Origin of the sequence: Streptomyces fagopyri (assembly GCF_009498275.1) — a bacterium.
Taxonomy (GTDB): domain Bacteria; phylum Actinomycetota; class Actinomycetes; order Streptomycetales; family Streptomycetaceae; genus Streptomyces; species Streptomyces fagopyri.
Genome location: NZ_CP045643.1, coordinates 3667741 through 3681687, shown reverse-complemented (window position 1 = coordinate 3681687; position 13947 = coordinate 3667741). Strand labels below are relative to the sequence as shown.

The 13947-nt window shown below is 71.2% G+C and carries 12 protein-coding genes; 10 read left to right on the top strand and 2 right to left on the bottom strand.

Translation table 11 applies throughout. The features are described 5' to 3' along the window. Window positions 1-60 precede the first annotated feature (60 nt). The 5 genes from GFH48_RS15700 (at window position 61) to GFH48_RS40125 (ending at window position 4913) form a co-directional block, all read left to right on the top strand. Window positions 61-1188: a sugar kinase gene (locus GFH48_RS15700; protein WP_228120594.1), complete on the top strand. Its 1128-nt coding sequence runs from the start codon at window positions 61-63 to the stop codon at window positions 1186-1188. Continuing rightward, window positions 1185-1943 carry an IclR family transcriptional regulator gene (locus GFH48_RS15695; protein ID WP_153288880.1) on the top strand — a complete coding sequence of 253 codons (759 nt, stop codon included), beginning with the start codon at window positions 1185-1187 and terminating at the stop codon, window positions 1941-1943. The genes GFH48_RS15700 and GFH48_RS15695 overlap by 4 nt, the downstream gene beginning before the upstream one ends. Before the next feature lie 8 nt (window positions 1944-1951). Continuing rightward, the gene (locus GFH48_RS15690; RefSeq protein WP_153288879.1) at window positions 1952-2362 is read left to right on the top strand and encodes a RidA family protein; all 411 of its coding nucleotides are present in this window, start codon (window positions 1952-1954) and stop codon (window positions 2360-2362) included. A gap of 159 nt (window positions 2363-2521) precedes the next feature. Next, entirely contained in the window at window positions 2522-3994 is a 1473-nt protein-coding gene (locus GFH48_RS15685) for a GntP family permease (protein ID WP_153288878.1), read from the top strand. 64 nt (window positions 3995-4058) lie between these two features. Then, a complete protein-coding gene (locus GFH48_RS40125; RefSeq protein ID WP_407698636.1) occupies window positions 4059-4913 on the top strand; it encodes a hypothetical protein in 855 nt (284 codons plus the stop codon). A gap of 66 nt (window positions 4914-4979) precedes the next feature. On the opposite strand, the gene GFH48_RS15675 is transcribed toward GFH48_RS40125, so the two are convergent. Both GFH48_RS15675 and GFH48_RS15670 read right to left on the bottom strand, forming a co-directional pair. Next, window positions 4980-6317, bottom strand: a complete 1338-nt coding sequence (locus tag GFH48_RS15675) for a M14 family metallopeptidase (protein WP_153288877.1) — start codon at window positions 6315-6317, stop codon at window positions 4980-4982. Window positions 6318-6579: 262 nt separating this feature from the next. Next, entirely contained in the window at window positions 6580-8271 is a 1692-nt protein-coding gene (locus GFH48_RS15670; RefSeq protein ID WP_153288876.1) for a chitinase, read from the bottom strand. 370 nt (window positions 8272-8641) lie between these two features. Between GFH48_RS15670 and GFH48_RS15665 the strand changes: the two genes are divergently transcribed. From GFH48_RS15665 to GFH48_RS15645, 5 genes are all read left to right on the top strand, one after another. Next, the gene (locus tag GFH48_RS15665) at window positions 8642-9517 is read left to right on the top strand and encodes a hypothetical protein (protein ID WP_153288875.1); all 876 of its coding nucleotides are present in this window, start codon (window positions 8642-8644) and stop codon (window positions 9515-9517) included. A gap of 191 nt (window positions 9518-9708) precedes the next feature. Next, complete coding sequence (cpaB, locus tag GFH48_RS15660; RefSeq protein WP_153288874.1) at window positions 9709-10422, top strand: Flp pilus assembly protein CpaB; 714 nt, start codon at window positions 9709-9711, stop codon at window positions 10420-10422. Window positions 10423-10461: 39 nt separating this feature from the next. Then, a complete protein-coding gene (locus GFH48_RS15655) occupies window positions 10462-12078 on the top strand; it encodes an AAA family ATPase (RefSeq protein ID WP_153288873.1) in 1617 nt (538 codons plus the stop codon). Window positions 12079-12260: 182 nt separating this feature from the next. Beyond that, window positions 12261-12572 carry a TadE/TadG family type IV pilus assembly protein gene (locus tag GFH48_RS15650; RefSeq protein ID WP_153288872.1) on the top strand — a complete coding sequence of 104 codons (312 nt, stop codon included), beginning with the start codon at window positions 12261-12263 and terminating at the stop codon, window positions 12570-12572. A 30-nt stretch (window positions 12573-12602) separates the two neighbouring features. Then, window positions 12603-13943 carry a CpaF family protein gene (locus tag GFH48_RS15645; protein ID WP_153288871.1) on the top strand — a complete coding sequence of 447 codons (1341 nt, stop codon included), beginning with the start codon at window positions 12603-12605 and terminating at the stop codon, window positions 13941-13943. Window positions 13944-13947: the final 4 nt, after the last annotated feature.

Sequence of the window (13947 nt, the reverse complement as noted above, 5' to 3'; positions counted from 1 at the left end):
ACGCAGGGTCAACGGTGCCGTTGACCGCGAGAGCCGCGCGAGCAAGGAGCCCCCGTCATCGTGACCCCCAACGGACCCGCAGCCGCAGTGTCCCGCCCGGTCGACGGCATCCGCGCCGTCGACGTGGTCGCACTCGGCGAGTCCATGGTCACGTTCCTGCCCTCCGAGCCGGGTCGGCTCGCCGACGTGCCCTCCTTCGACCGGGGGATCGGCGGCGCCGAGTCCAACGTGGCGTGCGTCCTCGCGGCCGCGGGACACCGCGTGAAGTGGATCGGCCGGGTCGGGGACGACGGGTTCGGCGACCACCTGGTGGAGGCGATCACGGCGTACGGCGTCGACACCTCCGCCGTACGCCGTGACCCGCACCGCCCCACCGGGATCTACTTCCGCACCGCCGGCGACCGCGCCACGGACGCCCACGAGGTCCTCTACTACCGGGCCGGTTCCGCCGCCTCCGCGATGTCCCCGGACAACACCCCCCGCGCCGAACTGGACTCCGGACGCGTCCTGCACCTCTCCGGCATCACCGCCGCGCTCTCCGCCGACTGTCTGGCCCTGCTCCGCGAGCTGACCGCCGCCCGCCCCGGCCGCCCCCTCGTCTCGTTCGACGTCAACCACCGGGCCCACCTCTGGCGCCACCCGGAGACGGGCCGGACCGTCCTGCTGGAGCTGGCCCGCCGCAGCGACCTCGTCTTCGTGGGCGAGGACGAGGCGGAAGAGGCCTGGGGCGTCACCGGCGGCCCCGACGCGGTCCGCGCCGCACTGCCCGAACCCCGGGCCCTGGTCGTGAAACAGGGCGCGGGAGGCGCGACGCTGTTCGAGCGCGGGAGCGGCGGCGAGTCCGGCGGCGCGCGCGACGCCGGCCCCGGCGGGTCCCGCGCGGACACCGTCACCCGCGTTCCCGCCCTCCGGGTCGACGTCGTCGCGCCCGTCGGCGCCGGCGACGCCTTCGCCGCCGGGTTCCTCTCCGCCACCCTGCGCGCCCTGCCCGCCAGGGACCGGCTGCGGCACGGCCACCTCACGGCCGCCGCCGCCCTCACCGTCGCCGGCGACCTCGCCTCGCCGCCGTCCCGCGACCACGCCGACCGGCTGGCCGCTCTGGACGACGAGGCGTGGGGGACACTTCGACTCGGCCCCGGCTGGACCGAAGCCGTCACGCGGGCCGACGAGGAGGTACGTACCCCATGAGCCAGACCGTCGACCGGGCGCTGAGCATCCTGCCGCTGCTCGCCGAGGGACCCGCCGACCTGGGCCAGGTCGCCGACCGTCTCGGCGTCCACAAGTCCACGGCGCTCCGGCTCCTGCGCACCCTGCACGAGCACGGCCTCGTCCACCGCCAGTCCGACCAGCGCTACCGCCTCGGCGCCCGCCTCTTCGCCCTCGCCCAGGAGGCCGTCGAGAACCTCGACATCCGGGAGATCGCCCACCCCCACCTCGTACGCCTCAACGAGCAGTGCGGGCACACCGTCCACCTCGCGGTGTACGAGGACGACGAGGTCCTCTACATCGACAAGGTGGAGAGCCGCTACCCCGTGCGCATGTACTCCCGGATCGGCAAGCCCGTCGCCATCACCGTCGCCGCGGTCGCCAAGCTCCTCCTCGCCGACCTGCCCGAGGCCGAGCGCCGCGCCCTCGCGGAGAAGCTCGACTACCCCCTGTACACGGCCCGTTCGACCCCCAACGCCCCCGCGTTCCTGAAGGAGCTGGCGGCGGTGCGCGGACAGGGCTGGGCCACCGACCTCGGTGGCCACGAGGAGTCCATCAACTGCGTCGCCGCGCCCGTCCGGGGTGCCGACGGGCGGGTCGCCGCCGCGATGTCGGTCTCCGCGCCCAACGTCGTCGTCACCGCCGAGGAACTCCTCAGCCTGCTCCCGCTGGTGCGCCGTACGGCGGACGCCATCAGCCGCGACTACTCCGGAAAGCCCCCGAAGGACCCCAGCTAAGGACCCCCATGACCGAGAAGACCGCCCTCACCCCCACGACCCACACCACCCCGCCCGCCAAGTTCTCGCACGGAGTCAGGAAGGGCAACCTCCTCCAGGTCGCCGGGCAGGTCGGTTTCCTGCCCGCGGTCGAGGGCGAGCCCCCGACGCCCGCGGGCCCGACCCTGCGCGAGCAGACCCTCCAGACCCTCGCCAACGTCCGGGCCATCCTCGAAGAGGGCGGCGCCGGCTGGGACGACGCGATGATGATCCGCGTCTACCTCACCGACGTCGACCACTTCGCCGAGATGAACCAGATCTACAACGCGTACTTCGAGGAGCAGGGCCTCACCGCGCCCCCCGCCGCCCGCACGACCGTCTACGTCGGTCTGCCCGCGGGCCTCCTCATCGAGATCGACGCGCTGGCCGTCCTGAGCTGACGCCGGGCCCCGCCCGCTCCCCCTTCCCTCGGGGCTCCTTCTCCCGCACTCCTTCTCCCGCACTCCGCACGTCGTCACGGTGCGGCGCCCGCTCCCGGGGCGCCGCACCGCGATTTCCCCTGCCCCGAAAGACTCATGGAATTACGAGGTCCCCCCGTGATGTCCCTGCTCGCCGCCGCCGCTCCCGAGACCCCACCCCACACCGGTGGACTCATCGCGCTCATCCACGGCACCGCCGGCCTCCTCACCGTCGCCGCGCTCGGCATCCTGCTTCTCCTCTTCCTGATCATCAAGGTCAGGCTGCAGCCGTTCGTCGCGCTGCTCGCGGTCTCCATAGCCGTCGGCCTCGCGGCCGGTCTCTCCGTCACCGAACTCTTCGGCACCGTCCAGCGCTCCGACGCCGTCTCGCTCATCGAGTCCGGCATGGGCGGCACCCTCGGCCACATCGCGATCATCATCGGGCTCGGCACCATGCTCGGCGCCGTGCTCGAAGTCTCCGGCGGGGCCGAGGTACTGGCCTCCCGGCTGCTCCAGATCTTCGGCGAGAAGCGCGCCCCGCTCGCCATGGGCCTCACCGGCCTCATCTTCGGCATCCCGGTCTTCTTCGACGTCGGCATCTTCGTCCTCGCGCCGATCGTGTACGCGGCGGCCAAGCGCGGCGGCAAGTCGATCCTCCTGTACTGCCTGCCGCTGCTCGCCGGCCTGTCCATGACCCACGCGTTCCTGCCGCCGCACCCGGGCCCGGTGGCCGCCGCCGGTCTGCTCCACGTCGACCTCGGCTGGGTCATCCTGATGGGCGTCGTCTGCGGCATCCCCGCCGTGCTCGCCGCCTGGGCCTGGGCCGCCTGGGTCGGCAAGCGGATCTTCGTCCCCGTACCGCAGGACATGGTCGAGGCCGCCGACGAGGCGAAGGCCGCGCTGGCCGAGGAGCAGCGGACCGCAGGCGTCACGCCGCGGGAGGCGCCGGTGCCGCTCGGCACGGTGCTGGGCATCATCGGTACGCCGCTGGTGCTGATCCTGCTCGCGACGTTCTCCTCGATCGCCTTCGACCCCTCCACCGGCCGCTCGGTCATCGAGTTCTTCGGCCATCCCTTCGTCGCCCTGACGATCGCGCTGCTGCTGGCGTACTACCTGCTCGGGATCCGGCGCGGCTGGTCCCGCAAGTCGCTGGAGACGGTGTCGACCGCCTCGCTCAAGCCGGTCGGCAACATCCTGCTCGTGGTCGGCGCGGGCGGTGTCTTCGGCGCGGTCCTCAAGGGCAGCGGGGTCGCCCAGGCGCTCTCCGACACCTTCAACGACGTCGGCCTGCCGGTGGTCGTCCTCGCCTATCTGATCTCCCTGGTCCTGCGCGTCGCCCAGGGCTCGGCCACGGTCGCCATCGTCACCACGGCCGGCATCGTGGCCCCGCTGCTGACGGAGGGCGACCACTCCCAGGCGTTCGTCGCGCTGGTCATCATGGCCATCTCGGCGGGCTCGATCTTCGCCTCGCACGTCAACGACGGCGGCTTCTGGATGGTCGCCAAGTACTTCGGCATCACCGAGCGGGACACGCTGAAGACCTGGACCGTCCTGGAGTCGGTGCTGTCCGTCGCCGGGTTCGCCGTGGCCGCCGTGGTGAGTCTGTTCGTATAACAGCCGCGTAGCTAAGTAGGGGCTGGCTGTGCCCGGCACAGGATCTTCGACCATACTGCCCGCTGTGGAGCAGCGCATAGGTTCGAAGAGCCAGCCCCTGGACGCCGCCGCGGTGAACCCGGCGTACATCCCCGGGCTCACGTCACCCGCCGCGGCGGAGCCGAAGGGCGCGGTCGTCGAGGAGGCCGCGTCCGAGGAGGCGGCTGTCGAGGACGTCGCCCCCGAGAAGGAGGTCTCCGCCGAGACCCCCACCAAGTCCGAGGAGGACGCCGACTCCGGACCCGAGTCCGACCCCGAACCCGATCCCGACGGACCGGTTTTCGAGGCATCCGACCGGCGCGCCTCGATCAGGGCCGACCACGGCGGGGTACGCCTTCGTCTGGACGACCAGGAGGCGGAGTTCCGCTGGGACGAGATCGGGGCCGTGGAGACGGAGTCGCCCCGGTTCGGGAAGCGGTTCACCATCACGGTGCACACCCCGGACCGCCGTTGGTACCCGATCGAGATCGAGGCGACGGCCCGGGCACGCTTCAAGGAGTGGGAGGAGCAGCTCGACGCGGTGCTGGACGCCTACTTCGAGGAGGGCGTCCCGGAGGAGGACACCCCGGACGGGGACGCCTCCGCCGAGGACGCCTCCGCCGAGGGCGTCGAGGGAGCCCGGACGGAGGCCACCTCGGTCAAGGGCGCCTCGGTCAAGGGCACTTCGGCCGAAGACACTTCGGTCGAGGACGCCCGAGTCGAGGGAATCCCGGCCAAGGACGCTGTGGTCAAGGGCACTTCGGCCAAGGACAGTGCGGTCATGGACGCTGCGGCCGAAGGCACCTCGGCCGAGGACGCCGCAGTCAAGGCCACCCCGGCCAAGGGCATTTCGGCGAAGGCCGCCCCGGCCGAGGAAGCCCCGGCCGAAGAAACCCCGTAGGCGCGGGCGGAACCGCGCGACCAGCCGTACGTGGTCGCGCGGTTCCCCCCGGGCGGACCGTCCCGGTCAGCCGCAGTACTGCGCTTCCTTGCCGATGGACCGGTACATGCAGTCCGCGTTCTCCAGCAGTTGGAGCACGGCGTCCCGGTTGCGCGAGGTCTCCCGCTCGATCACCTCGTCGGGCGGGTAGAACCCGCCGCCGGAGCTGGACGTCGGGTACATCTCGAAGGTGAAGTCGAAGATCTTCTGGGTGCCCCAGAGATAGTCGTCGATCGAACCGTCCGTGATGTAAAGGTCGCTGGACTGCTCCGGCGTGTACCCGTTGCTCGCGGCCATCTTCCGTCCGACGGCCTTGAACGCGGCGGCGTCGTCCGCGGTCATGCCGGTCGCGGTGTCGGCGGTGGTGTACCCGAAGGGCCACAGCACGAGTTCGCTGTACGTGTGGAAGTCGATCCCGGCCCTGATCTGCTGCTTGCCGCCGACGACCCGGCCGCGCACGAAGTCGGCGACCACCTTCACCTCGGGCGCCGACTCGGCGGACCCGCCGCGGTAGGTCTCGGAGGACGTGGACCCGGACGAGCCGCCGCAGCAGCCCCAGCGGTAGTTCCAGTTTCGGTTGAGGTCGGTGCCGACGTACGAACTCCCGCTGTTGGGCTGCCGGTTCTTGCGCCACGAGCGGTACGACCCGGTCGCGATGTCGTACTCGCCGCCGTCAGGGTTGAGGTCGGGGACGATCCAGATCTCGCGGTTGTTCACCATGTTGGTGACCCGGGAGTCACTGCCGTAGCCGGCTCCCAGCTCGCGCAGCAGGTACAGCGCCATCTCGACGGTCAGGTGCTCGCGGGCGTGCTGGTGGAAGGTGAGCAGGACCTCGGGCTCGTTCTCGTCGGTCGCCACGTTGTCGCTGACCTTGACGGCGATGATGTCCCGGCCCTGGTAGGACTTCCCGATCACCCGCTTGCTCATGATGCCGGGGTGGGCCGCGAGCCGCTGGTCTATCTCCGCGTTCGCCTCGGCGTAGTTGTGGTACTTCGCGTCGGCCGAGGGGAAGTCGAGGAGGCGGAGATCGCCGGCGCCGTTCGAACGGTTCGGGGCCGAGCCCAGCGGCGAGATCTCGTAGCCGAGCCGGCGCAGTTCCCCGGCCTGGTCCGCGCGGCCCGAGACGACGACGCTCTCCTCGTCGGCCTCGTCCACGGTGACGCCGGTCTGCTGGATGGCGGTGCGGGTCACCGGGGTGGTGCTCTGGTGGATCTCGTACTGGCGGATGTCGTCGGCCGAGGGTGCGGGGGCTTTCGCCCCGGTCGCCGTGGCGCTGGTTCCCGAGCCGGTGAGGGGCACCGCCAGGGCGAGTGCCAGCAGGGTGGCGAGAGCGGCGGCCCGTCTGCCGCGTGTGGGAGGTCGCATGAAGTCTCCTTGCTTCTCCAGGAATCCGGGGTCACCGGATGTGGGGGTGGAGCTGGGGGGTGGGATCAGTGCGACGTGCCTGTGCGGGTGTGGCGCTCATGGTGAGGGCATGGCATGAGCAGGTCAAGAGTTGACAAAGGGCCGGGAGGGGCGACCGGCCGGATTCCGGCCGGTCGCCCCTCCCGTGCCGGACCGGAGGTAACGGGAAGGGCGACCCCGCGGGGGGTCGCCCTTCGTGCCGATGGCGGGTGGAGGTACGGGCTCAGCCGAGCCCGTGCACGTGCGCCCCCACCGAGTTCGACCACGCGTTGCCCGCCGACGCGTCCCAGTTCGTCGACCAGGTCATCGCGCCGCGCAGGTCCGGATAGGTCTTGGAGGGCTTGAAGGAACCGCAGTTCGTACCCTTGGCGAGGCAGTCGAGGGCGTTGTTCACGACCGTCGGCGAGACGTAGCCGCTGCCCGCGCCGCTCGTCGAGGCCGGGAGCCCCAGGCCCACCTGCGAGGGGGCCAGGCCGCCCTGGAGCTGGATGCAGGCGAGGGCGGTCAGGAAGTCGACCGAGCCCTGCGAGTACACCTTGCCGTCACAGCCCAGCATCGAACCGCTGTTGTAGTACTGCATGTTGACGACCGTGAGGATGTCCTTGATGTTCAGGGCGGTCTGGAAATAGGCGTTCGAGGTGGACTGCATGTCGATCGTCTGCGGGGCCATCGTGATGATCAGGGACGAGCCCGCCCTGGACGACAGGGAGCGCAGGGCCTGCGTCATGTACGTCGCGTTGAGGCCGTTCTCCAGGTCGATGTCGACGCCGTCGAAGCCGTACGTCTGCATGAGGGAGTAGACGGAGTTCGCGAAGTTCGCCGCGGACGTCGGGTCGTTGATGGACACCGTGCCGTTCTGTCCGCCGATGGAGATGACGACCTTCTTGCCCGCGGCCTGCTTGGCCTTGATGTCCGCCTTGAACTGGTCGACCGTGTAGCCGCCGAGGCCGGCCGAGTCGAGGGTGAAGCCCACCGCGCCCGGTGTGCCGGTCGCGTCCGCGAAGGCCACCGCGATGATGTCGTACTGGGACTGGACGGCGGAGATCTTCTGGACCGTCGCGCCGTTGTTGAAGTTCTGCCAGTAGCCCGTGACGGCGTGCTTCGGCAGCGTGGTGCCCCCGCCGCCGCCCGAGGTCGCGCTCGTCGTCCCCGTCACCGTCGCCGACTTCGTGGACTCGCCCGCCGAGTTGGTCGCCGTGACCTGGAAGGGGTACGAGGTGGACGCCGTCAGGCCGGTCACCGTCGCCGAGGTCCCGGTCACCGCCGTCACCTTCGTGCCGGACCGGTAGACGTTGTAACCCGTCGCGCCCGACACCGTGTTCCAGGTCAGGGAGACGGAGGAGGAGGTGGTGGAGGAGACGGCCAGACCACCGGGTGCCGCGGGGACCGTCGGGGCCGGGTCGCCGCCTCCGCCGCCGTCGGGGCCGAAGACCGAGAGGTCGTCGGCGTAGTAGGCGGCCTGGCCGTACCACCCGTGGGTGTAGACCGTCACCGAGGTCGTCGAGGCGCCGGTGGTGAAGGTGGTCGAGAGCTGCTTCCAGGAGGCGGAGTCCGGGGTCCAGGTCGACACGTCCGTGGTGCCCGTGCCGGTCACGCCGAGGTAGGAGTACCCGCCCTGCACCCAGGCGCTCAGCGTGTAGGCCGAGTTGGGCTTGACCTTGACGGACTGGGTGCACTGGGCGTTGTCCTGCCCGGCGGGCGTCGCCTTGAGCGCCGCCGAGCCCCCGTGCACCGGTGAGGACACCGTCGCACCGCTGCCCGCGGTACAGGTCCAGTTGCTCAGGCCCGACTCGTAGCCGCCGTTCTTGGCGTTGTTGACGTCGGCGGCCTGGGCCTGGCCCGCCAGGCCGGTGAGGGAGAGGACGGAGGCGGTGACTGCGGTGGCCAGGCCGACCGCCCATCTCCGTGCGGGCATGCGTGTGACGCGGTCCACTGGGTCCTCCGGGGAGGTGGGGAGTGATACGGAACGGCGGCCACCGCTGGATTACAAGTTGGTCCAGACCAATCTCGTTGTCAATACCTCGGGGAGCGACCGGAAATCCCAACCCCCCTCTGGCGCGGGCGAGTTGTCGCGTATTCGTCTTACTCTCCGTTGATCATGCCCGCACCTTCCGTGAGATGATCTGGTCGATTCGGTGTTGAGCGGGCCATGCCGTGGATATGGTGCTGATGCAAGAGGACGTCACAGTGACGATCTGCGGCCAACTGTGGCGGTCCATGACGAAACAGGGGCGATCCGTGGCGGTGGTTGACCACCTCGCCGCGGCGAACGGGGTGTGTGCAGCGTGCCGACCGCGATAGCCGTCACCAGTTCCGACCTGGTGCTGCCGCCGCACGACCGGCAGACTCCGCCCGCGGTCGTCCAGCCCCTCGACACCCTCGAGGACTCCCTCACGGGAATGCATACGCTCATCGAGCAGCACGGGTACGTCATCGCGCTCTATCCGGCCTCGGCCGACGCGGCCGTGACCAGGCGCCTGCACACCGTCCGCTCCGTCCTGGAGAGCGACCGGATCGCGCTGCTCGGCGTCGACCTGCCCCCTCTCGGACTCGCCCTGCTCGCACAGCAGTTGCGCCAGCTGTCGGTCTGCGACTTCAGTCCGGGCGTGCTCGCCTCCTCCGCCCGGCTGCTCGCCCACTACATCTACGCCGGCGCCCTGCTCGGCTCGGTCGCCAAGCTCGACCGGGTGCCGGTGACCCTGAAGTCGCACGCCAAGTCATGGGTGCCAGGCGCCCAGTTCGCCGTGCTGGCCACTCCGCGGCCCCAGCTCGCGCGGATCGGGCAGGACGAGATCGCCGGGCCCGAGTTCGGCACCCGGCTGCTGGTGGCCACCGGTCAGCCGCCCTCGGACTGGGTCACGTCGACCCTCGCGCCCGCCTGGCGCGTACAAGCCGTCGCGACCGTGCCGCTGCCCGAGGAGTCGGGGCGCTGGTGGGGCACCACCAAGCTGGCCGAGTTCGCCGCCGGTCTGTACGACGTCTCCGTGCTCTACCAACTCGTGTCGTCCGTCCGGCGGGAGGAGTGCCACTGGTGCGGGCTCGAACTCATCGGTGACCGCTGCGGTTTCTGTGCCGCGCCGCTGCCACCGCCGTCGGAGCTTCCGGTCGCCGCGGTGCGGGCATCCTCTCCAGTGCGTGCCCTGCCCCGGGGCATGACATAAGCCGCACAGGTCACATCCCACGCGTCGGATGCGCGGATTCCGGCACCACGGCTCCGTGCCACCACGGTTCCACAGCAACACGGCTCGCGGGCTTCACGGCTCCACCGCGACATCGGACCAACACCTGAACAGCACCAGGCACGACCGCTCGACCCCGCCGTCCCCGCCCCACGATCGAGGTTGTCCGCGTCATGAACTCACGCCAGCGCCGCGGCGTCATCCTGCTGGTCCTCTCGGTCCTGTGCGCCCTGGGCGCCTTCGCCGGAGTGCTCTCGGTGATCCGCGACGTGAACTCCAAGGTCGGCCCGGAGGTCTCGGCGTACCGCCTGAAGGACGACATCGCGCCCTACAAGGAGCTGTCGGCCGACCAGTTCCAGAAGATCTCGATGCCCGAGCGCTGGCTGTCCTCCACGGCCGTCACGGACCTCTCCCGGATCCGCGGCAAGATCGCCGTCACCCAGCTGGAGAAGGGCTCCCTGCTCCAGAGCGACATGATCGTGGACCGGCCCGCACTGGAAGCCGGCCAGCAGGAGATCGCCATCATGATCGACGCGGCGACCGGCGTCGCCGGGAAGATCGACCCGGGGGCGCGGGTCAACATCTACGCCACCTTCAAGGCCGAGAACGACAAGCAGAAGGACCAGTCCAAGGTCATCGTGGCGAACGCCCGCGTCATCGACGTCGGCAAGCTCACCGCCCTCGACCCCGGCCAGTCCAGCGCCGAACGCAGCCGCACCGCCACCCAGGCCGTCCCCATCACCTTCGCGCTCGACACCGCCGACGCCCAACGCGTCGCGTACGCCGAGTCCTTCGCGACCCACGTCCGGCTCGCCCTGGTCGCGGGCGGCTCCGACACCACCGTCGCCCCCGGCGAGCGCACGTACACCCTCGACCAGGACAAGTAGGAGGCCGCGCATGAGGTCCACGCCCACGGGGCCGTGCCGATGACCATCCGAATCCTCCCGGCCGTCGGCGACATCGACTCGGCCCGAGCGCTCACCACGCTGCTCAGCCAGCTCGCCGACGCCGAACCCGCCCCGCCCGTCCCCGACTCCACCGCGCTCCTCGACACCCTCGCCCGGCTCGCGGCCGAGTCGCTCGACGAGCTGCCCGAAGTCGTCCTCGTCCACGAACGCATCGGCCCCGTACCGGCGTTGGACCTCATCCGCGATCTGGTGCTGCGCTTCCCGGCGGTCGGCGTCGTCCTCATCACGGCCGACGCCAGCACCGGTGTCCTCACCGCCGCCATGGACTCCGGCGCCCGCGGCATCATCGGCCTGCCGCTCGGCTACGACGCCCTCGCCGAACGCGTCCAGGCCGCGGCCGGGTGGTCGCTCGGCATGCGGCGCCACCTCGGCAGCGGTACGCCCGAGCTCTACACCGGTCCCGGCGGCACCGTCGTCACGGTCACCGGCGCGAAGGGCGGCGTCGGCACGACCGTGACGGCGGTCCAGATCGCCCTGGCGTCGCAGGCGTCGGGACGGGACGTGGCACTGGTGGACCTCGACCTCCAGTCCGGGGACGTCGCCTCGTACCTGGACGTGCAGTTCCGCCGGTCGGTCGCCGACCTGGCCGGGATCAGCGACATCAACCCGCGCGTCCTCCAGGACGCCGTCTACCTCCACGACAGCGGCGTCGGCCTGCTGCTCGCCCCCGCCGAGGGCGAACGCGGCGAGGAGGTCACCGACCGGGTGACCCGCCAGGTGCTGTCGGTCCTGCGCTCCCGCCACGACGTCGTGATCGTCGACTGCGGCTCCCAGATGAACTCCGCCACCGCGGCGGCCGTGGAGATGGCGGACCGGGCACTGCTCCTCGTCACCCCGGACGTCGTCGCCGTCCGCGCCGCCAAACGCATGGTCCGCATGTGGGACCGCCTCCAGATCCGCAAGGCCGAGGAGACGACGACGGTCGTCAACCGCTTCGCCCGCGGTACGGAGATCCAGCCCTCGCTGGTCCAGCGCGTCACCGGCACCAAAGTCGCCGACTCCGCGGTCCCCGCCGCCTTCAAGGAGCTCCAGTCCGTCGTGGACGCGGGGCGTCTGCAGGACCTGGACGCCCGCTCCACCGTCAAACAGGCGCTGTGGGCACTGGCGGGCGAACTGGGACTGGTCGTCGCCCAGGAGGGCGGGAGCGGCGGCCGTCGCCGGAAGGCCTCCCCGGACCGCGGGGCGTCGGCGCTGCGCCGGAGGAGCGGCGACCGGGGCGCGGTGACCCTGGAATTCGCCGGGATGTTCCCGATCCTGCTGGTCGTCATGACGATCCTGTGGCAGTGCGTGCTGTACGGCTACTCGTACTCGCTGGCCGGGAACGCGGCGGACGAGGCGGCGCGTGCGGCGACGGCGGCGTACGCGGTCGACGGTGACGTCGGCGGCGCGTGCCGGACGGCCGGGAGCAGCCATCTGCCGGGCTCCTGGCAGGACGCGGGCATCGGCTGCGCTCCGGCGGGCCCGGTGATGAGGGCCACCGTCGACGTCGACGTGCCGCTCTTCTTCCCGGGGTTCGACGCGGGGTGGCACGTGAGAGGGACGGCGGGCGCGGCGCTGGAGGGGGACGTCGGATGACGCTTCCTCCGGTGCGGGCGCGGATGTGGACGCGGTCCGGGACGCCGTCGCGGGCGCGGTGGCGGACGCGGCGGCAGGGACCGGACCCGCGACGGCGAACGGATCGCCGGCGGAGGCCGGGGACGCGCCCGGACGACGGGCGCCGGACGCGGCGGCGCTCCGGTGACGACCGGGGCGTCTCCATGCTGGAGTTCGCCGGGTTCCTGCCCATCCTCCTGGTCATCGGGATGGCCGCCATCCAGCTCGGCCTCATCGGGTACGGGATCAACCAGGCCGGTTCCGGCGCGCGGGCCGCCGCCCGGGTCGCCTCGCAGGGCGGCGACGGCGGGGCGGCGGGACAGGCCGCCGTGAGCGGATGGCTGAACGCGCGCGTCGACCCCGTCCCGGGCCCCGACCTCACCACCGCCACCGTCACCGTCCGGGTCCCCGGGGTCATCCCCCTCTTCGGCCCCTACACCGTCACCCGCCAGGCCACCATGCCCACCGACGACTGAACCCACGACCGACCGGGAGGAGCCGAACCCATGAGCCTGCGATCCCGACTGGCCACCCCCGACGAGGGAGGCCCCGCCCGCGAGGACGGACACCTCGTCGCCGTCTACCGCGCCAAACTCCTCGAGGAGATCGACCTCGCCGAGATGTCGAGCCTGGCGGCGGCCGAACGCCGGGTGCGCCTGGAGCGCGTACTCGGCCACATCATCAGCCGCGAAGGCCCCGTCCTCTCCTCCGCCGAACGCTCCCAGCTGATCCGCCGGGTCGTCGACGAAGCCCTCGGACTCGGCGTCCTCGAACCACTGCTCGCCGACGCGTCGATCACCGAGATCATGGTCAACGGCCCGGACTCGATCTTCGTGGAGCGCGCCGGCCGGGTCGAACAGCTCCCGCTCCGCTTCGCCTCCACCGAACAGCTCATGCAGACCATCGAACGCATCGTCTCCACGGTCAACCGCCGCGTCGACGAGTCCAACCCCATGGTCGACGCCCGCCTCCCCACCGGCGAACGCGTCAACGTCATCATCCCGCCGCTCGCCCTCACCGGACCCACCCTCACGATCCGCCGCTTCCCCCGCGCGTACACGCTCCCCGAGCTCATCGGCCTGGGCTCGCTCGACGAGCAGATGCTGATGCTCCTCGCGGCGTTCGTACGCGCCCGCTTCAACCTGATCGTCAGCGGCGGCACGGGCAGCGGGAAGACCACCCTCCTCAACGCGCTCTCCGGACTCATCCCGTCCCACGAACGCATCATCACCATCGAGGACTCCGCCGAACTCCAGCTCCAGCAGGAACACGTCATCCGCCTGGAGTCCCGGCCCCCGAACGTCGAGGGCAAGGGCCAGATCACCATCCGCGACCTGGTCCGCAACTCCCTGCGCATGCGCCCCGACCGCATCATCGTCGGTGAGGTCCGCGGCGGGGAGACCCTCGACATGCTCCAGGCCATGTCCACCGGCCACGACGGCTCACTCGCGACGGTCCACGCGAACTCCGCGGAGGACGCCCTCATGAGGCTCCAGACCCTCGGCTCGATGTCCGAGGTCCTGATCCCCTTCGAGGCGCTGAAGGACCAGATCAACTCGGCCGTCGACGTGGTCGTCCAGCTCTCCCGGCACGCCGACGGCTCCCGCAGGATCACCGAGATCGCGCTGCTGGTCTCGCACGGCCGTGAACAGTTCCGGGTCGTGCCCGTCACCCGGTTCGTCCCGCGCCCCGTCGGCCCCGACCGTGTCGTCCACGGCCACTTCGAGCACCTCCCGCTGCCCCGCCCGGTCGCGGAGAAGCTGTACGTCGCCAACGAGCCGCTGCCGCCCGCCTTCGGCGTCGTCGAGGTCCTGGACGCGCTCGACCCCAGGCAGGCCATCGGATGACCCC